The 24,896-nt window shown below is 64.9% G+C and carries 15 protein-coding genes; 11 read left to right on the top strand and 4 right to left on the bottom strand.

Features of this window, described 5'->3' with window-relative positions; translation table 11 throughout:
- Positions 1–52 precede the first annotated feature (52 nt).
- The 4 genes from dsbD (at position 53) to ACIOVF_RS23060 (ending at position 3,918) form a co-directional block, all read left to right on the top strand.
- The gene (gene dsbD / locus ACIOVF_RS23075; RefSeq protein WP_045200494.1) at positions 53–1,756 is read left to right on the top strand and encodes a protein-disulfide reductase DsbD; all 1,704 of its coding nucleotides are present in this window, start codon (positions 53–55) and stop codon (positions 1,754–1,756) included.
- On the top strand, positions 1,756–2,613 hold the full coding sequence (locus ACIOVF_RS23070) for a TlpA disulfide reductase family protein (protein WP_045200576.1): 858 nt from the start codon (positions 1,756–1,758) through the stop codon (positions 2,611–2,613). The genes dsbD and ACIOVF_RS23070 overlap by 1 nt, the downstream gene beginning before the upstream one ends.
- Positions 2,598–3,362, top strand: a complete 765-nt coding sequence (gene dsbG, locus ACIOVF_RS23065; protein WP_045200491.1) for a thiol:disulfide interchange protein DsbG — start codon at positions 2,598–2,600, stop codon at positions 3,360–3,362. The genes ACIOVF_RS23070 and dsbG overlap by 16 nt, the downstream gene beginning before the upstream one ends.
- Positions 3,363–3,438: 76 nt before the next feature.
- Positions 3,439–3,918, top strand: coding sequence for a YkgB family protein (locus tag ACIOVF_RS23060; protein WP_045200489.1), 480 nt, complete (start codon positions 3,439–3,441; stop codon positions 3,916–3,918).
- Positions 3,919–3,922: 4 nt separating this feature from the next.
- Here the strand turns inward: ACIOVF_RS23060 and ACIOVF_RS23055 are convergent, their stop codons facing one another.
- On the bottom strand, positions 3,923–16,885 hold the full coding sequence (locus tag ACIOVF_RS23055; RefSeq protein WP_401292701.1) for a non-ribosomal peptide synthetase: 12,963 nt from the start codon (positions 16,883–16,885) through the stop codon (positions 3,923–3,925).
- Between the two features lie 335 nt (positions 16,886–17,220).
- Here ACIOVF_RS23055 and ACIOVF_RS23050 point away from each other — a divergent pair, with 335 nt between their 5' ends.
- Complete coding sequence (locus tag ACIOVF_RS23050) at positions 17,221–17,751, top strand: RNA polymerase factor sigma-70 (protein WP_093385407.1); 531 nt, start codon at positions 17,221–17,223, stop codon at positions 17,749–17,751.
- 63 nt (positions 17,752–17,814) lie between these two features.
- On the opposite strand, the gene ACIOVF_RS23045 is transcribed toward ACIOVF_RS23050, so the two are convergent.
- Complete coding sequence (locus tag ACIOVF_RS23045) at positions 17,815–18,828, bottom strand: GNAT family N-acetyltransferase (protein WP_401292698.1); 1,014 nt, start codon at positions 18,826–18,828, stop codon at positions 17,815–17,817.
- 62 nt (positions 18,829–18,890) lie between these two features.
- On the bottom strand, positions 18,891–19,652 hold the full coding sequence (locus ACIOVF_RS23040) for an ABC transporter substrate-binding protein (protein WP_045200574.1): 762 nt from the start codon (positions 19,650–19,652) through the stop codon (positions 18,891–18,893).
- Between the two features lie 207 nt (positions 19,653–19,859).
- Between ACIOVF_RS23040 and ACIOVF_RS23035 the strand changes: the two genes are divergently transcribed.
- Complete coding sequence (locus ACIOVF_RS23035) at positions 19,860–20,411, top strand: exonuclease domain-containing protein (protein WP_195883411.1); 552 nt, start codon at positions 19,860–19,862, stop codon at positions 20,409–20,411.
- A 70-nt stretch (positions 20,412–20,481) separates the two neighbouring features.
- On the top strand, positions 20,482–20,766 hold the full coding sequence (locus ACIOVF_RS23030; RefSeq protein ID WP_010225980.1) for a pyrimidine/purine nucleoside phosphorylase: 285 nt from the start codon (positions 20,482–20,484) through the stop codon (positions 20,764–20,766).
- Between the two features lie 78 nt (positions 20,767–20,844).
- Here ACIOVF_RS23030 and ACIOVF_RS23025 read toward each other — a convergent pair whose 3' ends face one another.
- Positions 20,845–21,534 (bottom strand): alpha/beta family hydrolase, encoded by a 690-nt coding sequence (locus ACIOVF_RS23025; RefSeq protein WP_195883410.1) that lies wholly within the window; start codon positions 21,532–21,534, stop codon positions 20,845–20,847.
- A 49-nt stretch (positions 21,535–21,583) separates the two neighbouring features.
- Here ACIOVF_RS23025 and ccoN point away from each other — a divergent pair, with 49 nt between their 5' ends.
- Genes ccoN through ccoP form a run of 4 tightly spaced genes read left to right on the top strand, consistent with a single transcriptional unit; the run spans position 21,584 to position 24,774 of the window.
- Positions 21,584–23,008, top strand: a complete 1,425-nt coding sequence (gene ccoN / locus ACIOVF_RS23020; protein WP_038996264.1) for a cytochrome-c oxidase, cbb3-type subunit I — start codon at positions 21,584–21,586, stop codon at positions 23,006–23,008.
- A 10-nt stretch (positions 23,009–23,018) separates the two neighbouring features.
- Complete coding sequence (gene ccoO, locus ACIOVF_RS23015; RefSeq protein WP_038996265.1) at positions 23,019–23,627, top strand: cytochrome-c oxidase, cbb3-type subunit II; 609 nt, start codon at positions 23,019–23,021, stop codon at positions 23,625–23,627.
- Positions 23,628–23,632: 5 nt separating this feature from the next.
- Positions 23,633–23,830, top strand: coding sequence for a CcoQ/FixQ family Cbb3-type cytochrome c oxidase assembly chaperone (locus tag ACIOVF_RS23010; protein WP_010225988.1), 198 nt, complete (start codon positions 23,633–23,635; stop codon positions 23,828–23,830).
- Entirely contained in the window at positions 23,827–24,774 is a 948-nt protein-coding gene (gene ccoP / locus ACIOVF_RS23005; protein WP_045200477.1) for a cytochrome-c oxidase, cbb3-type subunit III, read from the top strand. The genes ACIOVF_RS23010 and ccoP overlap by 4 nt, the downstream gene beginning before the upstream one ends.
- The last annotated feature ends 122 nt before the right edge of the window (positions 24,775–24,896 follow it).

Below are 24,896 nucleotides of genomic sequence, written 5' to 3'. Positions count from 1 at the left end.
TTAATCGGGCTGGGCCAAGCTGGGCCCTTCATCGCATTGCCAAGGCGTCGACATGCGCGTTTTTCTGTTTGCCCTGATGTTCCTGCTAAGCGGCCTGAGCCAGGCCAACCCGTTTGCCCAGAGCGATTTTTTGCCGGTCAACAAGGCCTTCGTGTTCAGCAGCGAACGCCTGGAATCGGGGCAAATGCGCCTGCACTGGCAGATCACCGATGGTTACTACCTGTACCAGAAACGCCTGAAATTCGACGGCCTGGCCCCCGAGCAGCAACCGCAACTGCCACCCGCCCTGCCCCACAGCGATGAGTACTTTGGTGAAACCCAGGTCTACCGTGGCGAGCTGGAGCTGATCCTGCCCGCCAGCGCCAGCGGCGAACTGCGCATGGGCTGGCAGGGCTGCGCCGACGCCGGGCTGTGCTACCCGCCACAAACCAGTGTGGTCAGCCTGGGTGGTACAAGCGCCGCCGCGCAGGCCAGCGACCAGGCCCTGGCCGGCGGCCTGCAACAGTCGACCCTGGCCTGGAACCTGCTGGCCTTCCTCGGCCTGGGCCTGCTGCTGGCCTTCACCCCGTGCTCGTTGCCGATGCTGCCGATTCTTGCAGGTCTGGTACTGGGCAGTGGTGCCAGTGCCCGCCGCGGCTGGTTGCTGGCCAGCGTCTATGTGCTGAGCATGGCCCTGGTCTACGCCGCCCTGGGCGTGGTTGCCGCATTGCTGGGCGCAAGCTTTCAGGCCTGGCTGCAGCAACCCTGGCTGCTGGGCACCCTGGCCGGGCTGTTCGTGCTACTGGCCCTGCCGATGTTCGGCGCCTTCGAGCTGCAGCTACCTGTATGGATCCGCGACCGCCTGGAGCGTGCCGGGAATGGCACCCGCGGCGGCAACCTGTACGGCGCGGCCTTGCTCGGGGCCTTGTCGGGCCTGCTGATGGGCCCGTGCATGACCGCACCGCTGGCCGGCGCCCTGCTGTACATCGCCCAGAGCGGCAATGCCGTGCATGGCGGCCTGGTACTGTTCACCCTCGGCCTGGGCATGGGCCTGCCGTTGCTGTTGCTGGTCACCCTCGGCAACCGCTACCTGCCGCGCCCGGGCGCCTGGATGAACCGGGTCAAGGGCCTGTTCGGCTTCGTCTTCCTGGCCATGGCCCTGTATACCCTGCGTGCGGTGCTGGAGCCTTCGCTGTGGCTGGGCCTGGCCGGTGCCTGGCTAATCGCCCTGGCCTGGGCTGCGTGGCCGGCCTTGCAAGCTATGCGGGCGCTTCGGGCACTGTCGCTGCTGCTGGGCTTGTGGGGCAGCCTGTTGGTCGTCGGCGCGGCAGCCGGTGGCAACGACCCCTGGCAGCCGCTGCAACCGTTCACCGCCGCCAGCGCGCCAATGGGCCTTGCCGTGCCGCATGATGCCTTCACCACCGTCAGCCAGCCGGCCGAACTGCAGCGCGAGCTGGAGGCGGCCAAGGCCCAGGGCCAGTGGGTGATGCTCGACTACTATGCTGACTGGTGCGTGTCGTGCAAGGTCATGGAGAAACAGGTGTTCGCCCGCGCCGACGTACTGGCGGCGCTTGGCGGCGTGCGCCTGCTGCGCCTGGATGTGACCGCCGACGCACCGTCCAGTCGCGAGTTGCTGCAGCGCTACCAGGTCCCGGGCCCGCCCAGCCTGATCTGGATCGGCCCGGAGGGCAACGAGCGCCGGGCCCGGCGCATCACCGGTGAAATCGATGCGGCGAACTTCCTCCAACACTGGGCCGCTACCCGGAGCCAAGGATGATGCTGACCGTCGCACTCGGGCCACTGACCATGGCCCTGAACCACCTGCTGCTGATCTGCGCCCTGGCCCTGGCCAGCCTTGTTGGCTGGCGCGTCGCCAAGCGCGGCGGCGACAACCCCGAGTCGGTGCTGTTCGGCCTGTTCCTGCTCGGCCTGCTCAGTGCACGCCTGGGCTTTGTCATCCAGTACTGGGCGATGTACCGCGAAGACCTGCTGCAGGTCATCGACCTGCGCGATGGCGGCTTTCTGCTGTGGCCAGGCCTACTGGCGGTAGCCATCGGCGCCTTCTGCCTCGGCTATCGCCGCCCGGCCCTGCGCCGGCCGCTGGGCTGGGGCCTGCTCAGCGGTGGCCTGTTCTGGCTGCTCGGCAGCCTGGCCAGCCACCTGTATGACCAGGGCACTCAACTGCCGGAAATGAGCTTGCGCAAGGCCAGTGGCCAGTCCGTCGAGCTCACCGACTACCGCGGCAAGCCACTGGTGATCAACCTTTGGGCTACCTGGTGCCCGCCGTGTCGGCGCGAGATGCCGGTGCTGCAACAGGCCCAGGGTGATTACCCGGACATCACCTTCCTGTTCGTCAACCAGGGCGAGGCGCCACAGACCGTGGTCACCTTCCTCGCCACCACCGGCCTTAACCTGTCCCACGTGCTGTTCGACAGCGGCGGCCAGCTGGCGCAGAAGGTAGGCTCCATGGCCTTGCCCACCACCTTGTTCTATAACGCCGAGGGTCGCCTGGTCGGCAGCCATCTTGGCGAGCTGTCGCGGGCTAGCCTCAGCCATGCCCTGCAATCTTTCGAGCACGCGCCCGCGCCTGCCGCCCCATCCCCCACAAGGAACGTCGCATGCGATCTCTGCTGAAACTGCCCCTCACCCTGGCCGTGGGCCTGATGACCAGCCAGCTGGCGCTGGCTGAAACACTCCCCAAGGCCATCCAGCAACTGGAGGCCAAAGGCGCAAAAATCAAAGGCAGCTTCGACGCCCCCGATGGCCTGCGTGGCTACGCGGCCGAATACCAGAACCGCGGCCTGGCGCTGTACCTGACCGCCGATGGCAAGCATGTGCTGGTGGGCAGCCTGTTCGACGAGCAAGGCAAGGACCTGAGCCAGGCGCCGCTGGAAAAACTGGTGTACGCCCCCATGGCCAAGGAGGTCTGGGCAAAGATGGAAAAAACCGCCTGGATCGCCGACGGCAAGGCCGATGCACCACGCATCGTCTACCTGTTCAGCGACCCCAATTGCCCGTACTGCAACATGTTCTGGCAGCAGGCGCGGCCCTGGGTCGAATCGGGCAAGGTGCAGTTGCGGCACATCATGGTCGGTATCATCCGCGAAGACAGCCCGGGCAAATCGGCCGCCCTGCTGGCCAGCAAGGACCCGGCCAAGGCCCTGGCGCAACATGAAAAGGCCGGCAAGGCCAGTACCCTCAAGGCCCTGGACAAGGTTCCCGAAGCGGTACAAGCCAAGCTCGACGCCAACCTCGCGGTCATGGAAGAACTCGGTTTGTCAGCGACCCCGGCGATCTTCTACCTCGACGACCAGCAGCAACTGCAAACCCAACAGGGCGCCCCGCGACCGGAGCTGCTGGGCAAAATTCTCGGCAAGCGTTAAGCACGCGATTGATGTAACAACTGGGCGGTCACGGCGTCTTGAGGATACCTGCCTCATCCCACCACAGGACCTCGCCATGACCCGCCCTGCCTACCTTGACCGCTTCATCCGCTCCTCCCTGGACATCCAGCTGCTGCGCTGGAGCCTGATCCTGATTTTCTTCGGCTTTGGCTATGCCAAGTGGTTCGATTACGAAGCCCAGGCCCTGATCCCGCTGATCGACAACAGCCCGTTGCTGTCCTGGCTGCACCTGGCCTTTGGCATCCACGGCGCCAGCTATGCGCTGGGCGTGGCGGAATGGGCGATTGGCGCGGCGTTGCTGGCCGGCATCTGGCAACCACGGCTGGCGGTGATCGGCGCCCTGGGCTCGGTGCTCACCTACGCCACCACCCTGACCCTGATCGTTACCACTCCGGGCGGCTGGGAGAACAGTGCTGGCGGGTTCCCGGCCATGGGCGGGGCGACGTCCTTCCTGATCAAGGACGCCGTGCTGCTGGCCGCTTCAGTCGCCTTGCTCAAGCACGACCTGCAGCGCAACAGCCCCACCCCGGCCTGAAGCCCTACAGCGCTTCCAGTTCAGCCATCAGGTCACTGAGTCGGTCGACCTTGTCATCGCTCAGCTCACTGGCCTTCAGGCTCTGGACATAGGTCGCCAGCTCCTCGACCGTGCTGCACTCGAACATCGCCCGCAGCGGCACGTTCAGTTGCAGCACCTTTTGCACCCGCGAGGCGATCTGGGTGGCCAGCAGCGAATGCCCGCCCAACTCGAAGAAGTTGTCGCGCACCCCGACCCGCTCGGCCTTGAGCACCTCTGCCCAGATCCCGGCCAGGGTGCTCTCCAGTTCGCTGCGCGGCGCCAGGTAAGCCTGGCTGTGCTGGGCGCCGATGTCGATGGCCGGCAAGGCCTTGCGGTCGAGCTTGCCGTTGGCATTGAGCGGCAGTTGCTGGAGCCAGGCCCAGTGCAGCGGCACCATGTACTCCGGCAACTCGGCACGCAGGCGCTGCTTGACTTGCTCCAGCAGCACGCTGGTATCGGCACCCGCAGTGCTGGCCACCAGATAGCCGACCAGGTGCTTGCCATTGACCCCGTCCTGCACACCGACCGCCGCATCGCGAATCTCGCTTTGCTCATGCAGGCGCGCTTCGATCTCGCCCAGCTCGATGCGGTAGCCGCGGATCTTCACCTGATGGTCGATACGGCCGACGTATTCGAGCACGCCGTCAGGCCGCCGGCGCGCCAGGTCGCCGCTGCGATACAGGCGCTCGCCCGGTGCGCCGAACGGGTGCGGGATGAACGCTTGCGCAGTGCGCAGCGGGTCGCCGACATAACCACGGCCGACACCGGTACCGGCCACACACAACTCACCGACGGCGCCCAGCGGCACCAGTTGCTGATCGTCGCCTATCAGGTACAGGCGGTTGTTGTCGGTCGGCGTACCGATTGGCAGGTAACTGCCACGGGTCGAGACAGCATCGACGCGGAAGAACGCCACGTCATCGGAACACTCGGCCGGGCCATAGGCATTGACCAGGCCGATGTGCGGGTAGCGCTGCAGCCACTGCCAAGCCAGCTCCGGCGGCATCGCCTCACCGGTCGGCAGCATCCAGCGCAAGCCATCGAGCTGTTGCTGCTCGCAGGCGAGCATGCCCTGGATCAGCGACGGCACGCTTTCCAGTACGGTAATGCCGGTTGCCTGCACGTGGGCCAGCAACCCCTGCGGGTCGTGGGCAATGGCGTTCGGCACAATGGCTACCTGGGCCCCGAACAGCGGTGCGGCGAGGAACTGCCAGACCGAGATATCGAAACTTTGCGAGGCGGTCTGGGCAATCACATCCTGCTCGTCCAGTTGCAGGTACGGCACCTTGCTCAACTGGTTGTTGAGCATGCCGCGCTGCTCGACCATCACCCCCTTGGGCAGGCCGGTGGAGCCTGAGGTATAGATCACATAGGCAAGGTTGTCCGGCCCGCTGTAGATACCTGGATTAGCATCCGGCCCGGCGACTGCCTGGACCTGCTCCCAGACCAGCAACTTCGGCCGCCCGGCACAGCTGAGCTCATCAAGCAGAGCACGGCCCTGCTCGGCACAGGCTGCGCTGCACACCAGCACCGGGGTACGACTGAGTTCGATGATCCGCTGCAGGCGTGCACCCGGCAGGCCAGGGTCCAGCGGCAGATAGCCGGCGCCGGCCTTGAAGCTGCCGACGATCATGCCCAGCAGCGGCAGGTCGCGTTCGGCCAGCAGGGCCACTGGCTGGTCGATTGCCACGCCGGCGGCCACCAGCGCATGGCCCAGGCGGTTGGCCTGGCGGTTGAGCTCGAAGTAACTCAGCGAGTGTTCCAGGCAGCGCGCGGCAGTGCGTTGCGGATGCGCGGCGACCCGCGCCTCAAACAGTTCGACGTAGCTTTGCTCAAGGCTGTAGGCCTGCTCGCTGCGGTTGCAGTCGTCGAGCAAGAAGCTGCGCTCGGCTTCACCGAGTAATGGCAACTCGCTGACCTCGCCCTGGAAGCCGTCGGCCAGGGCCAGCAGCAGGCGCTTGAATTCGGCCAGCAAGCGCTCGACCGTGGCAGTGTCGAAGTAGCGCTGGTCGAACGACAAATGCAGGCCCAGGTCATCGCCCGGGTAGCAGACGGCGGTCAACGGGAAGTTGGTGTGGGTGCGCCCGGAATCGGAACTGGCGTTCAGGCTCTGCGCTCGGTCAAGCACGGCCACCTCCACCGGCGCGTTCTCGAACACGAACAGGCTGTCAAACAGCGGCTGGCCCTTGGGCAGTTCGCTGCATTCCTGGATGCTCACCAGCGGCAGGTACTCGTACTCGCGCAGTTCCATGTTGCGTTCCAGCAGGTCTTGCAGCCACTGGCGTACGCTGCAGCGCTCGCCCGCGGCCGGCAGTTTTACCCGCAGGGCGATACTGTTGATGAACAGCCCGACCGTACGCTGCATCTGCGGCATGCTCACCGGCCGACCCGCCACGGTGACGCCGAAAACCACGTCGCGCTCGCCGCTGTAGCGGCTCAGCACCAGCGCCCAGGCGGCTTGGGCAAAGGTGTTGATGGTCAGCTGATGAGCCTGGGCCAGCTCGCGCAAGCGGGCGCCATCGGTGGCATCGAGGCGGGTGTAGCAATCGCCGACGACCATCCCGGCATTTTCCAGCGCATGGTCACGCAGCAATGGCCGGTCGCTGGGCACCGCGGTGCTGCGCTCGAAACCTTCGAGGTTGTTGCGCCACCACTGGCGCGCCTCGTCCAGGTCCTGGTGCTGCAGCCAGCTGATGTAGTCGCGGTAGCGCGGCGGCACCGGCAGTTGCGCCTGACGGCCCTCGCCCAGGGCCAGGTAGATCTCGAAGAAGTCATTCATCAGCAGCGAACGGCACCAGGCATCGATGAGGATGTGGTGGTTGCTCATCATGAACCAGTAGCGGTCCTCGCCCACCCGCACCAGGCGCAGGTGGAACGGCGCCTGCTGGAGCAGGTCGAAACCGGCCTCGCGCTCGTGCTTGTGCAATGCCTGCAGGCGCGCTTCCTGTTCAGCTTCAGGGATACCCGACCAGTCTTGATAGTCGACCGCCGTCGCCCCCGGTTTGTGAATGATCTGTAGCATGGCCTCGCCGGCGTTCCAGCAGAACGAGGCGCGCAAGGCTTCGTGACGGCCAACCACCGCTTGCCAGGCCTGGGCAAAGCGCTGCGGGTCCAGCGCGCTGTTGATCCGGTAGCGGTCCTGCATGTAGTAGATGCCGGTGCCCGGCTCCAGCAGAGTATGCAGCAGCAGGCCCTCCTGCATCGGCGTCAGCGGATAGACGTCGTCGATTTGTGCAGCGGCGACCGGCAAGGCATCGATCTGCTCCTGGCTCAATTGCGCCAGCGGGAAGTCCGATGGCGTGAAGCTGCCAGTGCCCGGCGCCAGGCAATGCTCGATCAGGGCAATCAGTTCGAGCCGGTAGGCTTCGACCAGGGTTTCGATGGTTTCCTGGTCATAGCGCTCACGGCTGAAGGTCCAGCGCAACTGCAACTCACCACCGTACACCTGGCCATCGACGCTCAGCCAGTTGGGCAGCGGCGCCTCCAGCGCATGGGCAAGCCCGACGCTTTCATCCACCGGCTGGTACAGCGCGCCGGCCTGGAACTGCTGGTCGAACTGGCCCAGGTAATTGAAGGTGATCCGCGCCTGGGGCAACGCGGCCATGGCTTCGCGCACCGGCGCATCGGCCAGGTAGCGCAGCACACCGTAGCCCAGGCCCTTGTGCGGCACCGTGCGCAATTGCTCCTTGATGGCCTTGATCGAAGCGCCCTGCCCAGCCGCCTCTTCGACGTTATGCGGGCTCAGGCTCAGCGGATAGGCACTGGTGAACCAGCCGACGCTGCGGGTCAGGTCCATGTCTTCGAACAGGTTCTCCCGACCGTGGCCTTCCAGTTGCACCAACACCGAGCTGTCGCCGCTCCAGCGGCACAGCACGCGAGCCAGGGCGGTCAGCAGCAGGTCGTTGACCTGGGTGTGATAAGCAGCGGGCGCTTCCTGCAGCAATTGCCGGGTATGGGTCGCGTCCAACTGTACGCTGAGGGTCTGCGCCTGCTGGTGCAGGTTCGCCCCCTGCGGGTGATCGCAGGGCAGTTCGCGGCTGGCGCGGCTCAGTTGCGCTTGCCACCAGCGTTGCTCGTCACGCAGCGAGTCGCTGCCGGCATAAGCCAGCAGGCGCGCCGCCCAGTCGCTCATGGCGCGGGTCTTGGCCGCCAGCGGCTGACCGCGGTACAGCGCTTGCAGGTCTTCCAGCAACACCCGCCACGACACACCATCGACCACCAGGTGATGGATCGCCAGCAACAGGCGCTGGCGGCCCTCGCCGTCTTCGACCAGCAAGGCGCGCAGCAGCGGCCCGTCTGCCAGGTCGAGGCTGCGCTGGACATCGCTGTACAGCGCCTGGCAGTCGCCCAGGTCGGCTACCGAGGCCTGCCAGAGCAACTCGCGCTGGTCGGCCTGGGCGTATTCACCGTGCCACTGACCACCTGCCTGGGTGAAGCGCAGGCGCAAGGCATCATGCTGCTGCAGCAACTGCTGCAAGGCCTGCTCCAGGGGCTTGCCGTGCAAACGCTCGGCGGGTGCCAGCAATACCGCCTGGTTCCAGTGCTGAGGGTGCGGCACATCGCTGTCGAAGAACCAGTGCTGGATCGGCGTCAACGCCGCGCGGCCGCTCAGCGGGCCCTGATCGATCTGGCTGGTTTCGCTGCGGCTGACCACGGTCGCCAGGGTCTGGATGGTCTGGTGCTGGAACAGATCGCGCGGGGTGAAATGCAGCCCCGCCTGACGCCCACGGCTGACCACCTGGATCGACAGGATCGAGTCACCGCCCAGTTCGAAGAAGTTGTCCTGCAGGCCGACCTGCTGAACGTTCAGTACCTCGCGCCAGATCGTCGCCAGTTGCTGCTCCAGCTCGCTGCGCGGCGCTTCATAACGTTGGCGGCCCTGCTCCAGGTCCGGCGCCGGCAAGGCGCGGCGGTCGAGCTTGCCATTGCCCATCAGCGGCAGCTGTTCAAGCAGTACCAGGTGAGTCGGCACCATGTAGTCCGGCAGCTGCAGACGCAGCTGCGCCTTCAGTGCATCACGCAGCGCGGCCTGTTCGGTGGCATCCGCCAGGGCCTGGTCGCAGACAAGATAGCCCGCCAGTTGTTTGCCCCCGGGCATGTCCAGGGCCAGCACCACAGCCTCGCGCACCGCCGGGTGTTCAAGCAGGCGGGTTTCGATCTCACCCAGCTCGATACGAAAGCCGCGAATCTTCACCTGATGGTCGATTCGACCGACATACTCCACCAGCCCGTCAGCACCCTGGCGCACCAAGTCGCCGGTGCGGTACAGGCGCCCGCCATTGGCGCTGAACGGATCGGCAACAAAACGCTCGGCGCTCAAGCCCGGGCGCTCGTGGTAACCCTGGGCCAGGCCGGCGCCACCGACGTACAGCTCGCCAATGCCGCCTTGCGGCAACAGGGCCAGGTCGGCATCGAGGATATACGCGGTGCGCGCACCGACCACGCTGCCGATCGGCACGCTAGCGGCGCCGGCTTCCAGTTGCGCGGGGGCCAGGCACGCCAGGGGCATGACCACGGTTTCGGTCGGGCCATAGGCGTTGAAAAACTGCTGCGGGGTGAAGGCCTGGCGAATGCGCTGCAAGTGCTCGCCGGTCAGCGCTTCACCGCCAGTGATCACCAGGCGCACCGGCAGCGCTTCGTTGCGGCTGGCCAGCCATTGCGCCAGCTGGCTGCCGTAACTTGGGGTAAAGCCAAGGATCGATACCTGCTGCTCGCGGATCAGCGTGCAGATTTCTTCCGCGCCCCACTGCCCCTGGGCACGCAGCACTACCCGCGCGCCACAGAGCAGCGGCACCAGCAGGCGCTCACTGGCCGCGTCGAAATTGATCGAGTAAAAATGCAGCTCACAGTCGTCGCTGCGCATGCCGAAGCGCTCGATCACCGCCTGGCAGTGCATGGCGATTTCACCGTGGCTGACCACCACGCCTTTGGGCTTGCCGGTGGAGCCGGAGGTGTAGATCAGGTAGGCCTGATGGGCCGGCAGGGTCAGCGACGGCAAGGCTTCGCGGCTATACGCGGCGAGGCCGTCACGGTCGTCTTCCAGGCACCAGCGGCCGACCTTGGCCGGCAACTCGCCGAGGGCTTCGAACAGTGCCCGCTGGCCCAGCAACAGGGCGATGCCGCTGTCCTCGATCATGTAGTGCAGGCGCTCCAGCGGGTACTCAGGGTCGAGCGGCACATAGGCGCCGCCGGCCTTGAGGATTGCCAGCAAGCCCACCACCAGTTCCAGCGAACGCTCCAGGGCCAGGCCGACACGCACCTGCGGGCCGACGCCGCGCTCGCGCAGCACCCGGGCCAACTGGTTAGCGCGAGCATCGAGATCGGCATAGCTCAGGTGCTGACCGGCAAAGGTCAGGGCCAGGGCCTCGGGCTGGCGCGCAGCTTGTTCGCTGAACAGCTGCTCAAGGGTCTGATCCAGCGCCAGGCTGTTGTCACCCTTGAGCGAGTCGCACAACGCCTGTTGCTCGACCGCCGCCAGCAACGGCAACTCGCCCAGGCGCTGCTCGGGATCACCCAGCAGCGCCACCAGCAGGTTCTGCCAGTGGCCGGCCATTTGTGCGATGCGTGGTTCGTCGAACAGGTCGCGGCTGTAAGTCAGGCAGCAACCCAGGCGGCGGTCGAGGTCGGTGACTTCCAGGTTGAGGTCGAACTTGGTCGCACGGGCGTCGTTGACCAGGTACTCGACCTGCATGCCGGCAAGCTCGCGGCTTTGCTGGAACTCCCAGCGCTGGACGTTGCACATCACCTGGAACAGCGGGTTGTAGGCACTGCTGCGGGGCGGCTGCAGGGCCTCGACCAATTGATCGAAAGGCAGGTCCTGATGGGATTGGCCATCGATCACGGTCTGGCGTACCTGCTCGATCAGTTCGCTAACGCGCATCTGCCCGTCGAGCTGGCAACGCAGCACCTGGGTGTTGAGAAAGGCGCCGATCAGGCCTTCGCTTTCCGGACGAATGCGGTTGGCCACCGGCGCGCCGATGCGCAGGTCGCTCTGGCCGCTGTAGCGGTACAGCAGCGCCGCCAGGGTGGCGGTCATGGTCATGAACAGGGTCAGACCGCGCTCGGCATTGAAGGCACGCACGCGCGCCGCCAGCTCCGGGCTCAGGTCGAAACGATAGAGCTCGCCACGGTGGCTTTGCACCGCCGGACGCGGGCGGTCGGCAGGCAGTTCCAGCACCGGGTGCTCATCGCCCAGCTTGGCCTGCCAGTAGTCCAGCTGGCGCTGACGCTCGCCGCTCTCCAGCCACTGGCGCTGCCATGCGCTGTAGTCCAGGTACTGCACCGGCAAGGGGGGCAGCGGCGATTCGCGCTCGTCGACAAAGGCCTCGTACAGCTCGCCCAGCTCACGGGCAAAGATGTCCATGGCCCAGCCTTCGGTGACAATGTGGTGCAACGTCAGGACGAAGTAGTGCTCACGCTCGCCGGCCTTGACCAGGCAGGCGCGCAGCAGCGGCCCGCGCTCCAGGTCAAACGGCTGGTGCGCCTGCTCATCGGCAAAGGCCTGCAGGCGTTGCTGGCGGTCCACCACGCCATAACTGGAAAAATCCAGCCAGCTCATCTGCAGGTTGCTGTCTTCGGCCACGCACTGGTACGGCACGCCGTCGATGCTCGGGAAGGTGGTGCGCAGGGTTTCGTGGCGCACGATCAGTGCCTGCAACGCCTGCTCGAAGCGGCTGACATCCAGCACCCCGCTCAGGCGCGCCATGCCGCCGACGTTATAGGCCGGGCTGTCGGGTTCCATCTGCCAGAGGAACCACATACGCTGTTGGGAGTAGGACAGCGGCACCGCCTGGCGACGGTCGATGCGCTGGATTTCGCCCTGCAGGTTGCGCGCGCCACTGTGCTGGATCGCCTCAACCGCAGCGGCAAAGGCCCCCAGTTCGCTGGCCTCGAACAGCGTGCGCAGCGGCAACTCGACGTTGCAGGCCTGGCGGGTACGGGAAATGATCTGGGTGGCCAGCAACGAGTGGCCACCGAGGGCGAAGAAGTCATCCTGCAGGCCAACCCGCGGGATGCCCAGCACCTCGCGCCAGATCGCGGCGATCTGCTGCTGCAGGGCACTGCCCGGCTCGATGTGCTCACGCGATTGCCATTGCGGCTCGGGCAAGGCCTTGCGCTCGATCTTGCCGCTCGGGCCCAGTGGCATTTGCGCCAGGTGAACCAGTTGCGCCGGGACCATATAGGCAGGCAATTGCTTGGCCAGGGCGGCCACCATCTGCCCGCTCGCGTCGATACCGCTGTAGTAGCCGACCAGTTGCGGGCCGGCAGGGGTGTCGCGAATCATCACCAGCGCCTGCTCGACGCCGGGCTGCTTAAGCAGGCAAGCCTCGACCTCTTCGGGCTCGACCCGAAATCCGCGCAGCTTGACCTGCTGATCAAGGCGGCCCAGGTACTCCAGCGCCCCCAGGTCAGCCAGCCAGCGCGCCCGGTCACCACTGCGGTACAGGCGCTGGCCGTCGCCATCGGGCTGCGGCACGAAACGCTCGGCGGTCAGTCCCGCGCGCCCCAGGTAACCCCGGGCCAGACCGACGCCGCCCAGGTACAGTTCACCCGGCACGCCGGGCGAGGTAAGTTCGAGTTCATCGTCGAGCACCCTACACAGTACGTTAGCCAGCGGCCGGCCGATCGGCGAACGCGTACCGTCGGCAGCGCTGCACGGCCAGTGGGTAACGTTGATGGCGGTTTCGGTGGGGCCGTAACGGTTGTGCAGGGCCACCTGCGGCAATACCTGCAGCACCCGCTCACGCAGGCTGGCCGACAGCGCCTCACCGCCAGAGAACAACCGGCGCAGGCTGCTGCACTGTGCCGCCAACGGCTCCTGGACAAACACCTGGAGCAAGGCCGGGACGAAGTGCAAGGTGGTCACGCCATGCTCGCGCACCAACTCGGCGATACGCTGCGGGTCACGGTGCTCGCCGGGGCCGGCCAGCACCAGTTGGCAACCGTTGACCAGCGGCCAGAAGCATTCCCACACCGACACGTCGAAGCTGATCGGCGCCTTCTGCATCAACACGTCGCTGTCATTGAGTTGATAGCTGTCCTGCATCCACTGCAGGCGCTCGGCAAGTGCCGCGTGGGTATTGCCGACGCCCTTGGGCTGGCCGGTGGAGCCGGAGGTGTAGATCACATAGGCAAGGTTGTCGCCGTGCAGGTGCAGGCCCGGTGGCTGGCACGGCCAGCTGTCGAGCTTGAGGCGGTCCATGGCGATGGCGCTGACATCCGCGGGCAGGCTCAGGCGCTCGAGCACGTCGCTGTGGCTCAGCAGCAGGCTGGCACCACTGTCGGCGAGCATGTAGGCCAGGCGTTCTGCAGGGTAATCGACATCCAGCGGCACATAGGCGCCCCCGGCCTTGAGGATGGCCAGCAGGCCGATCAGCAGTTGCGGCGAACGCTCGGCGGCGATAGCCACGCACACATCCGGGCCAACGCCCTTGTCGCGCAGGTAATGGGCCAGGCGGTTGGCCTGCTGATGCAAGCTGGCGTAATCGAGGCTGCCGCCTTGCCACACCAGGGCGGTGCGCTCCGGGCTCTGGCGCGCTTGCTCGTTGAGCTGCTCGACCAGCCATTGCTGCGCCGGTGCCGCCGGCGCCTGGCCCCAGGCGAGCAATTGCGCACGGCCATCGGCGTCCAGCAGTTGCAGCGCACCGATGGCGACCTGCGGTTGCGCGCAGACTTGCTCCAGCAAGCCGACCAGTTGGGCGCTGATGCGCGCCACGGTCGCGGCATCGAACAGATCGTCGGCATAGTCGAACGACAGGCTCAGGCGGCCCTGATGGTCTTCTTCACTGTGCAGTTGCAGGTCGAACTTGGCCTCGCGGCTGTGCCACGGCAGCTCATCGGCCAGCAGCCCGGGAAGCCGACGCAGGGCGCCGAGGTCACGCTGCTGGTGGTTGAACATGACCTGGAACAGGCCCTGCTCGCGCGCTTGCGGGAAGGCTTCGAGCAGTTGCTCGAACGGCAGGTCCTGATGCGCCTGGGCCTCCAGGCTGCGCTCGCGCACCTGGGCCAACAGCTGGTTGAACGGCAGGCGTGAGTCAAGCTCGGCGCGCAGCACCTGGGTGTTGATGAAAAAGCCCACCAGGCCCTGGGTTTCAAGGCGCGGGCGGTTGGCGTTGGGCACCCCGACACGGATGTCGGTCTGCCCGCTGTAGCGGTGCAGCAGGCTCTGAAAGCCGGCCAGCAAGACCATGAACAGCGTTGCGTCATGATCACGGGCCAGGCTGCGCAAGGCTTCGGCCAGGGTCGGCTGCAGGCGCACGCTCAGGCGCGCGGCGGCGTTGCTTTGGCGATTGGCGCGCGGGTGGTCGGTGGCCAGGTCCAGCACCGCGTGCTGCTTACCAAGCCGTTCCTTCCAGTACGCCAGTTGCCGGGCACTTTCACCCTCGGCAAGCCACTGGCGCTGCCAACTGCCGTAGTCGGCGTAGCCCAGGCTCAAGGCCGGCAGCCGGGCCTGCTGGCCCTGGCAATGGGCGGCGTACAGGCGCGAGAACTCATCAATGAGGATATTCATCGACCAACCATCGGCGATGATGTGGTGCAGGGTCACCCACAGCTGATGGTCTTCGCTGTCCAGCCGCACCAGGGTCACGCGCAGCAGCGGGCCTTGTTGCAGGTCGAAGGGCTGCATGGCTTCGGCTTCGCGCTGCGCCAATACGTCCTGGCTGCTGGCGGCAGACAGGTCCAGGCGCTGCAGGTTGAACACCTGGCTCGGCAGGATGCGCTGCAAGGCCTGGCCGTCTTCCTCGGCAAACACCGTGCGCAAGGCTTCGTGCCGCGCGACCAGGGCCTGGAAGCTGGCCTGCAGCGCCGCTTCGTCCAGCTCGCCGCGCAGGCGCAGGGCGCCGGGAATGTTGTACGCCGCACTGTGCGGCTGCAGTTGCCAGGTCAGCCACAGGCGGTTTTGTGCCAGTGACTGCGGCAGCGCCTGGGCGCGGTCGAGACGGCTGATGGCGCCACGGGCGACACCGCCGTCGTGTTGCAACGCCGCCACTGCCGCGCTGAAGCCGGCCAGGGTCGGCGCCTCGAACAGCACCCGCACACCCAGTTCAATGCCCAACTCATCGGCCAGGTGCGCGCAGGCCTGGGTGGCGGCGATGGAGTTGCCGCCAAGCAGGAAGAAGTGATCGTCTGCGGCGATCTGCTCAAGGCCCAGCAATTGGCCCCACAGGCGGGCAACCCGGGCTTGCATACTGGTCGCCGCAACCGCCTGATCAGCCACCGCTGCTGCTTGCGGGTCGGGGAAACGCGCGTAGCAATCGAGGCTGCCATCGTCCATGCGCAAGCGGCAGGCCGAGCGCTGCAGCTTGCCGCTGGAGGTCTTCGGCAAGGCGCCAGGGTTGAGCAGCAGGACCACCGCCGGCGCCTGCTGGCAGGCATCGGCGATCACCTGGCGCAGGGTCTTGATCAGGCTCGCAGGGGTGATGATTTTCTGTACGTTGCGGCTGACCTCGACGGCCACGCCGATGCCCTCCTCGCCGCAGTCATCGACCGCGAACACCGCCACCCGGCCTTTGCGCAGCACCTCGACTTCACGCTCCAGGGTCTTTTCCAGGTCCTGCGGGTAGAGGTTGTGGCCGCGTACGATCAGCAAGTCCTTGAGCCGACCGGTGACGAACAGCTCGCCATCGCGCAAGAAGCCCAGGTCACCGGTGCGCAACCAGGTCCGCCCGCCCTGCTCGACAAAGGTGCGCGCCGAGGCTTCGGGGTTGCGCCAGTAGCCCTTGGCGATGCTCGGGCCAGTGGCCCAGATTTCACCGACCTGGTTGTCGGCCAGCGGTGCCAGCGCGTGTGGCTCGACGATCTGCACCGCATGCAGCGGCTGGCTGCGCCCGCAACTCATCTGCACCGTGCCCCGGCCCGCTTCGGCGCTGTTGCGCGCCAGCGCCTGGCGATCAAGCTCCAGTGCGCCAATGCCTTGGCCGCGGGTGCTGCCGCTGACGAACAGCGTGGCTTCGGCCAGGCCGTAGCTGGCAAAAAAATTCTCCGGCATAAAGCCGCAAGCGGCGAACTTGTCGGCGAAGGCCTGCAGGCTGTCCTGGCGGATCGGCTCGGAGCCGGAATAGGCCACCCGCCATTTACTCAGGTCGAGGCTGGCCATTGCCGCGGCGCTGACCCGTTCGCTGCACAAGCGATAGGCAAAGTCCGGCCCGCCGCTGATGGTGCCGCCGTGGTCGCTGATCGCTTGCAGCCAGCGCTGCGGCCGGGCAAGAAAATACGCCGGGGCCATCAATACGCAGGGCACGCCACTGAAGATCGGTTGCAGCAGGCCGCCGATCAGGCCCATGTCGTGGTACAGCGGCAGCCAGCTGACGATCACGTCATCAGGGTTCACATCGATGCCGAAGCCCTCGCGGATCAGCACTTCGTTGGCTACCAGGTTGCCATGGCTGACCTGCACGCCCTTGGGCAATGCGGTGGAGCCGGAGGTGTACTGCAAGAAGGCGATGTCGTCGCCCTGCAGGGGCGGCGCCTGCCAGCCTGCGGCCAGTTCAGCGGCCAGGCTGTCGACTGCCAGCAGTTGTGGCGCGCCGGGCCCGGCCAACACTTCGAGAGCCTGCAGGCTGTCGTGCAGGGCGCTGGTGGTCAGCAGCAGGCGCGGCTCGGCATCGTCGATGATCGACAGCAGGCGCTCCTGGTGGTGACGGCGCGATGACTCTGGCGGATAGGCCGGTACGGCGATCACCCCGGCATACAGGCAAGCAAAGAACGCTGCGACGTAATCCGGGCCACTGGGGAACAGCAGGATGGCGCGGTCGCCCACCTCGGTGCGTGCCTGCAAAGCCGCGGCGATGGTCCGCGCCCGCTGATCGAGGTCGTGATAGGAAAGCACGGCTTGATCACGCGGGTCTTCGGCCAGAAAGCGCAAGGCAACCCGGTCGGGTGTGCGCGCAGCACGTTGAACCAGCGCCTGGACCAGCGTAACCGGGAGTTCGAAGGCGTCCGTCATGAGGGGTTCCTGCCAGAGTCTGTACGTGAAATCAGGTCTCGGCCAGCGCAGGGCGGGCACACTGGCACCGCGTTGCGCCTTGCCGGAGCCGAGGATGTACAGAGAGGAACGGATGGCCGGAGGAAATAATTAAGACGTGCGCAGCCGGTCGGGCCGGGTGAAAAAATCTGGAGTTTGAAGCCGGTCACAAAGTAAAAGCTTAGAACCAAAAAGCATAGAGACTTATTAACTTTCGCATTTGACAATAATTATCATTACGAATAGTTTGTCGCACGTCGTAGGAAGCCTCCGAAACTGGAGCGCTCCACTTCCCTCTTAGAGATAAGGTGATTTCCATGGCGGAACAACTATCCACAAGTAAGTGCGATTCACCGTTACTCCAGGCGTTTGTCGACAACCGCAGCATCCTCGTGAAGATTGCCGCGCGCATTACCGGCTGTCGCTCCCGGGCCGAAGACGTGGTCCAGGATGCCTTCTTCCGGCTCAGCGCAGCGCCGCAGATCACCTCCTCGTTCAAGGCCCAGCTCAGCTACCTGTTCCAGATCGTGCGCAACCTGGCCATCGACCACTACCGCAAGCAGGCCATGGAGCTCAAATACTCCGGCAGCGAAGAGGAAGGCCTGAACGTCGTTATCCAGGGGGCTTCGCCAGAAGCCACGCATATCAACTTCGCCACCCTGGAACACATTGCCGAGGCGCTCAACGACCTGCCCCAGCGCACCCGCTACGCCTTCGAAATGTACCGCCTGCACGGCGTGCCACAAAAAGACATCGCCAAGGAACTGGGCGTCTCGCCGACCCTGGTCAACTTCATGATTCGCGATGCCCTGGTACATTGTCGGAAAGTCTCAAGCCAGAGGGCTTGAGAGCGACAAGCTGCAAGCTTCAAGCGGCAAGTGGGTGGTGATGCCGCTTGCCGCGCTTGAGGGTCAAAGCAACCTGCAACCTTCGAAGAACCGCTCCCGCCCCAGAATCATCAATGCCGCACGCTTGTGCGGAAAGTCGAATTCCTTCTCGCAATGAAAACACTGCTCGTGCATGTAGCCGATCATCTTGCCGTTGTCGGCACGTGGCTCGGCCACTACTCGCTGGGTGCGCGGATCGTCCAGGAACAGGTAGTGGACCAGCGCTGACAACCAGCTGGCGACCTTGTGCGGGCCACGATGCTGCTCCTCCCCCACCAGCATGTGGATGCCGCGATCGTAGTCGTCCACCGCATAGAATGGCGCGATGCGGTCTTCCTTGGCCCAGTAGGCTTCGAAGTAGGCGAACGGCTGGTCGTCGAAGCTACCGATCAGGGTCAGGCTGTGCGGATCGGCTTCGAGCTTGCTCAGGTAGTCACGGTGCTGTTCGAGGCTGCCGCCCTCCTGCCAGAAGTTGAGCACCCGCGGGTTGTTCTGCCAGCGGTTGAAACGCTCCAGGTCCTGATCGATTTCCAGGGTACGTAACGAGATCCAGGCGCCGAGCCGGGCATCGAAGCGCCGATACACTTCGCCACGCGGTTTTGGTGCGCGGCGGGGATGGCGCTTGCCGTCACTGAGCTGCATCTGCTGCGGGTACACGCCTGCGAAGGGCTGGCCGAGCCAGGGTTGTGGCAATTGCCAGAACAGGCTGCGTTCGCACAGGTACTGGCCCGGGCTCGGTGTGCTGACCAGCAAGCCGCTGTTCAGGGCGTCCTGCGGCGCTTCATGCAGCTGCCAGGTCAGGCGCTGACAACCAGGGTCGCGTGCAAACAACCAGTAACAGACAGCCCACAGGGCTTGCTGCGCGCGGTCGCGCGCGTAGTCTTCAAGCTGCACCTGCAAGGTCTCGCCCCGCTGCAGGCGCACCCGCACCAACGGGCTGCCTTCAAGTACCAGGCTCAGGTGGCAATCACCTTCATCGGCGCTGAGGCTGCGCCAGCGCGGCAAGGACAAAGTCGGCGAAGCGAAATCGAATGGCATGATCGAGGCTCACGGAAGGAATGATCGGCTCACCCTTGTGAACGTAGCCTGTGCAGGCAAATTTAGTCGCCCTTGGGCGTGCTGACGCTGATGCGATAGGGCTGGAAGATTTTCAGCATCGCGCCGTTGTCGCGCAGCGACTGCAACAACCTGGCAAACGCCGGCGCGCTGATCGGCGCACCCGGACGCAGCAGTGCGTAGTGATGGTAGACCTGGTCGACCCGGTCGGAGGCCAATAGCTGGTCGGCGCTTTGCGGGTTACGTACGAGAAAATCGCTCAGGTAAGAACGGGTCACCAGGGCGATATCGGCGCGGCCACGCTGAACCATCAGCAGGTTGCTGTCATGGGAATAGGTCAGGGTCGCGTTGTAGGTGTCGGCCAGGTACTTGGGGTCGGGATTGAAACTGGCGAAGGCGTAGTGATAGCCGCTGTACAACGCCAGGCGCTTGCCCTTGAGGTCGTTGAAGTAGTGCTGATCGCGGCCGGACTGGCGATGGGTGACGAAGACTTCGGCGTCTTCCAGGCCCATGTCGACACTTTCATGGGGGATCTGCTGCCAGCCCCATTCGGGGTTCTCGAAGATCGCCATGTCGGTGCGCCCCTGCTGAAAGTCGCCAAAACGACGCGGGATCGAGGTCGGCACAAGGACGAAGCGATAACGTTGCTGGGTGTTGTTGAGCGCCTCGATCAATTGCGGCAACAGGCCGGTATCGGCGCCCTGCTCGGGCCGTACGGTATAGGGTGGAAAATGCGCCGCGCCGACCTTGACCTCGATTTCCTCTGCTGCCCAGGCTGAGGGCGACAGCCAGGTCGCGGCAAGCATGAACAGCAAGGGCACGGCCTGTGGCATGGGCGTCGAACTCAAAGCAACACACTCTTTGCGGATTTGAACCGGAATCCGCCTAAGCTAGGCGTTTTCCGGGCGTTGCACAACTGTCGGTTATGCCAAGCGCAGCAGGCAAAACGCCAGGGGATACCCGCCGCGCCCGAGTTTGGCTACGCTCTATCGAGTCTTGTATGGGAGCCTACTATGGGCCATTGGCTGGTGATCGACCTTGAAGCAACCACAGACGATGGCGGCTGGCCGGTCACGGATATGGAAATCATCGAAATCGGCGCGACCCTGGTGGATCGCCAGGGCCGTGAAGTCGGGCATTTCCAGCGTTTCGTGCGCCCGCGCCGGCGTCCGCAACTGACGCCGTTCTGCCGTGAACTGACGCACATCAGCCAGGCCAACGTCGACACTGCGGCCACCTTCACCGAGGTCTGGGCGCAGTTCGAGCGCTGGCTCGGCCATCATGCCAAGCACCTGCAAGGCTGGGTTAGCTGGGGCGACTACGACCGCAAGCAACTGCTGCAGGAGTGGCAGCAGTACCAGCTCGCCAGCCTGCTGCAGACCCTGCCGCACATCAACCTCAAGCAACGCTTCGCCAAGGCCCGCCAGTTGCAGCGCCCGCTGGGCCTCAATGGCGCGTTGCAACTGGCCGGCCTGCAGTTCAGCGGACAGCAGCACCGCGCCCTGGAAGACGCGCGCAACACTGCCCGCCTGCTGCCCCTGACCCTGCCGGCCAATGGCACCTGAAAGCGGATGACGACGCTGCGGGCCTTGGGCATACTGGCCTGCCTTTTTAGCCCCTGTTCAGGAGTCGCCCATGTTTAAAGTCAACGAGTACTTTGATGGCACGGTCAAGTCGATCGCCTTCGGCACCGCTGAAGGTCCGGCCACGGTTGGCGTAATGGCCCCGGGCGAATACGAGTTCGGCACTGCCCAGCGCGAAATCATGCACGTGGTCTCGGGCGCGTTGACGGTCAAACTGCCAGACAGCGACAACTGGGAAACTTTCAGCGCCGGCAGCCAGTTCAATGTCCCGGCCAACAGCAAGTTCCAGCTCAAGGTGGCGGTTGATACGGCTTACCTGTGCGAGTATCGCGGTTAAGCCGCTGTAGGAGCGGGCTTGCCCCGCGATCAGCGAGTGGCCACACCGCCGTAATCGCGGACAAGCCCGCTCCTACCATCAGTGCAAAAAACCTGTGATCCTCTGCGCCGCCGTCGCCAGATGATCGGCATGGCTGAACCCCGAAGCCTTCAGCGGCTTCAGGTCATGATCCCCCGCCTGCAGCCAGCACAGCTCGATCGCTGACGACAGCGCATAACCTTCCACCGTCTGCCGGTTGCCCAGGGCATCGCGCTCGCCCTGAACAATCAGGGTCGGTGTCTGCAATCCGGCCAAATGCGCCACCCGTGGTTTTTCCGGCTTGCCCGCGGCATAGAACGGATAGCCCAGGCACACCAGCGCATCAGCGCCCAACTCATCGGCCACGAGACTGGCCATGCGCCCGCCCATGGACTTGCCACCGATCGCCAGCGTCCCAGTGACCAATGGTCGCACCTGGCTGTACACCTCACGCCAGCATTCGAGCAGTTTGGCCTGGGGATTTGGCGGCCTTTTGCCACCATCGATGCGTCGCTGGGCCATGTAGGGGAACTCGAAGCGCAGCACCCCCAGGCCTTGCTCCGCCAGCCTTTGCGCGATTTCCTCCATGAACACGCTGTCCATCGGCGCACCCGCGCCATGGGCCAGGATCAGGCACCCCAAATGCTGGCCATCCCCCTGATTTTGCGGGGCATTCCACAGCCAGCCGCGGCTTTTGACCAGCCGCGCCCATTGATCCCCGTCAATACCGGCCAGTTGCCCATTACTCATGCTTGCCTCGCTGTTTAGTCTGCCTATAACCGTGGATGGGAACCCATACATGAACACAACCAGCAGTACCGCCTACAACTACAAGGTGGTCCGCCAATTCGCCATTATGACGGTGGTGTGGGGAATCGTCGGGATGGGGCTCGGCGTTTTTCTCGCCGCGCAACTCGTCTGGCCTTCGCTCAACTTCGACCTCCCCTGGACCAGCTTCGGCCGCCTGCGACCCTTGCACACCAACGCGGTGATCTTCGCCTTCGGTGGTTGCGCACTGTTCGCCGCTTCCTACTATTCGGTCCAGCGTACCTGCCAGACCACCCTGTTCTCGCCACGCCTGGCGGCTTTCACCTTCTGGGCCTGGCAATTGGTGATCCTGCTGGCTGCCATCAGCCTGCCGCTGGGTTATACCAGCTCCAAGGAGTACGCCGAACTGGAATGGCCGATCGACATCCTGATCACCATTGTCTGGGTGGCCTACGCCGTGGTGTTCTTCGGCACCCTGATGAAGCGCACCACCAAGCACATTTATGTGGGTAACTGGTTCTTCGGTGCGTTCATCATCACCGTGGCAATTCTGCACATCGTCAACAACCTGGAAATTCCGGTCAGCCTGACCAAGTCCTACTCGCTGTACGGTGGCGCCACCGACGCCATGGTCCAGTGGTGGTACGGCCACAACGCCGTAGGCTTCTTCCTGACCGCAGGCTTCCTGGGCATGATGTATTACTTCGTGCCGAAACAGGCCGAGCGTCCGGTGTATTCCTATCGCCTGTCGATCGTGCACTTCTGGGCGCTGATCACCCTGTACATCTGGGCAGGTCCCCACCACCTGCACTACACCGCCCTGCCCGACTGGGCGCAGTCGCTGGGCATGATCATGTCGCTGATCCTCCTGGCGCCAAGCTGGGGCGGCATGATCAACGGCATGATGACCCTCTCGGGTGCCTGGCATAAGCTGCGCAGCGACCCGATCCTGCGTTTCCTCGTGGTATCGCTGGCGTTCTACGGCATGTCGACCTTCGAAGGCCCGATGATGGCGATCAAGACCGTCAACGCCCTGTCGCACTACACCGACTGGACCATCGGCCACGTACACGCCGGCGCCCTTGGCTGGGTTGCGATGATCTCGATCGGCGCCCTGTACCACATGATCCCGAAAGTGTTTGGCCGCGAGCAGATGTACAGCCTCGGCCTGATCAACGCGCACTTCTGGCTGGCGACCATCGGCACCGTGCTCTACATCGCCTCGATGTGGGTCAACGGCATCGCCCAGGGCCTGATGTGGCGCGCAGTCAACGAAGACGGCACGCTGACCTACTCCTTCGTCGAAACCCTGGTGGCCAGCCACCCAGGCTTCATCGTGCGCTTCGTCGGCGGGGCGATCTTCCTCACCGGCATGTTGCTGATGGCCTACAACACCTGGCGCACCGTACGTGCCCCGGTGGCCGCGACCGCCCCTGCCGCTGCGCAGCTGGCCTGAGGAGACCCTGATGAAACACGAAGTAATCGAGAAGAACGTCTTCCTGCTGGTGCTGTTGATGGTGTTTGCCGTCAGCATCGGCGGCCTGACCCAGATCGTTCCGCTGTTCTTCCAGGACGTCACCAACAAGCCGGTGGAAGGCATGAAGCCTTACACCGCGCTGCAACTGGAAGGCCGCGACATCTACATCCGTGAAGGCTGCGTGCAGTGCCACTCGCAGATGATCCGTCCGTTCCGCGCCGAAACCGAACGCTACGGCCACTACTCGGTCGCCGGTGAAAGCGTCTGGGACCACCCGTTCCTCTGGGGTTCCAAGCGCACCGGCCCGGACCTGGCCCGCGTCGGTGGCCGCTACTCCGACGACTGGCACCGTGCGCACCTGTACAACCCGCGCAACGTCGTGCCCGAGTCGAAGATGCCGGCCTACCCATGGCTGGTCGCCAACCCGGTCGACAGCAGCCACACCGAGACCAAGTTGAGCACCATGCGCACCCTCGGCGTGCCGTACACCGACGCCGACATCAGCGGCGCGGTGGAGTCGCTCAAGGGCAAGACCGAAATGGACGCACTGGTTGCCTACCTGCAGGTGCTCGGCACCGCGATCAAGAACAAGAGGTAAGGGCCATGGACTTCACACTGGATATCGGCCAATTGCGCGGCCTGGGCACCCTGCTGGTGGCCATCGCCTTCATTGGCCTGTCGCTGTGGGTGTTCAACGGCCGGCGTGACCGTGAATTCGCCGAAGCCAGCCTGCTGCCGTTTGCCGACGACCGCCTGGCACCTGCCGCCAACGAACCCGAACCGAGGAGTAACGGGCAATGACCACCTTCTGGAGTACGTACATCTGCGTACTGACCATCGGTAGCCTGATCGGCCTGACCTGGCTGCTGCTGGGCACCCGCAAGGGCGAAACCAAAGGCACCACCGACCAGACCATGGGCCACAGCTTCGACGGCATCGAGGAGTACGACAACCCGCTGCCCAAGTGGTGGTTCTGGCTGTTCGTCGCCACCCTGGTGTTTTCGGTCGGCTACCTGATCCTCTATCCAGGCCTGGGCAACTGGAAAGGCATCCTGCCGGGCTATGAGGACGGCTGGACGCAGACCAACGAATGGCAAAAGGAAATGAACAAGGCCGACGCCAAGTTCGGACCGATCTTCGCCAAGTTCGCCGCCATGCCGGTGGAAGAAGTGGCCAAGGATCCGCAGGCGCTGAAAATGGGCGGCCGTCTGTTCGCCTCCAACTGCGCTGTTTGCCACGGTTCCGACGCCAAGGGTGCCTACGGCTTCCCTAACCTCACCGACAAGGACTGGCGCTGGGGTGGCGAGCCGGAAACCATCAAGGCCTCCATCATGGGCGGCCGTCACGGGGTAATGCCGGCCTGGGCCGACGTGATTGGCGAACAAGGCGTTGCCGACGTTGCCGCCTTCGTGCTGACCAACCTCGATGGCCGCAGCCTGCCGCAGGAAGCCAAGGCGGATCCGGCCAACGGCGAGAAGCTGTTTGCCGCCAACTGCGTGGCCTGCCACGGTCCACAAGGCAAAGGCACCCCGGCCATGGGCGCACCGGACCTGACCCACCCGACCGCGTTCATCTACGGCTCAAGCTTCGCCCAACTGCAGCAGACCATCCGCTACGGCCGCCAGGGCCAGATGCCTGCCCAGGAAGCGATCCAAGGCAACGACAAGGTCCACTTGCTGGCCGCCTATGTCTACAGCCTGTCCCAGGAGCAACCTGCACAAGGCGAAAGCCTGTCTGCCAAGTAAAACGATTGAGTAACTGAGCCTTGACTCAAACCGCCGCATCGGCACCCGATGCGGCGGTTCCCTTCGCCCTTGCGACCAAGTGTCGCACCCCGCCCTGCCCCCGCCTTGCACCCCCCTCGATC

It is taken from the genome of Pseudomonas sp. NPDC087612 (genome assembly GCF_044743505.1).
Classification (GTDB): Bacteria; Pseudomonadota; Gammaproteobacteria; order Pseudomonadales; family Pseudomonadaceae; genus Aquipseudomonas.
The sequence above is the reverse complement of the archived record's forward strand: the minus strand, read 5'-3'. Positions and strand labels throughout refer to the sequence as shown.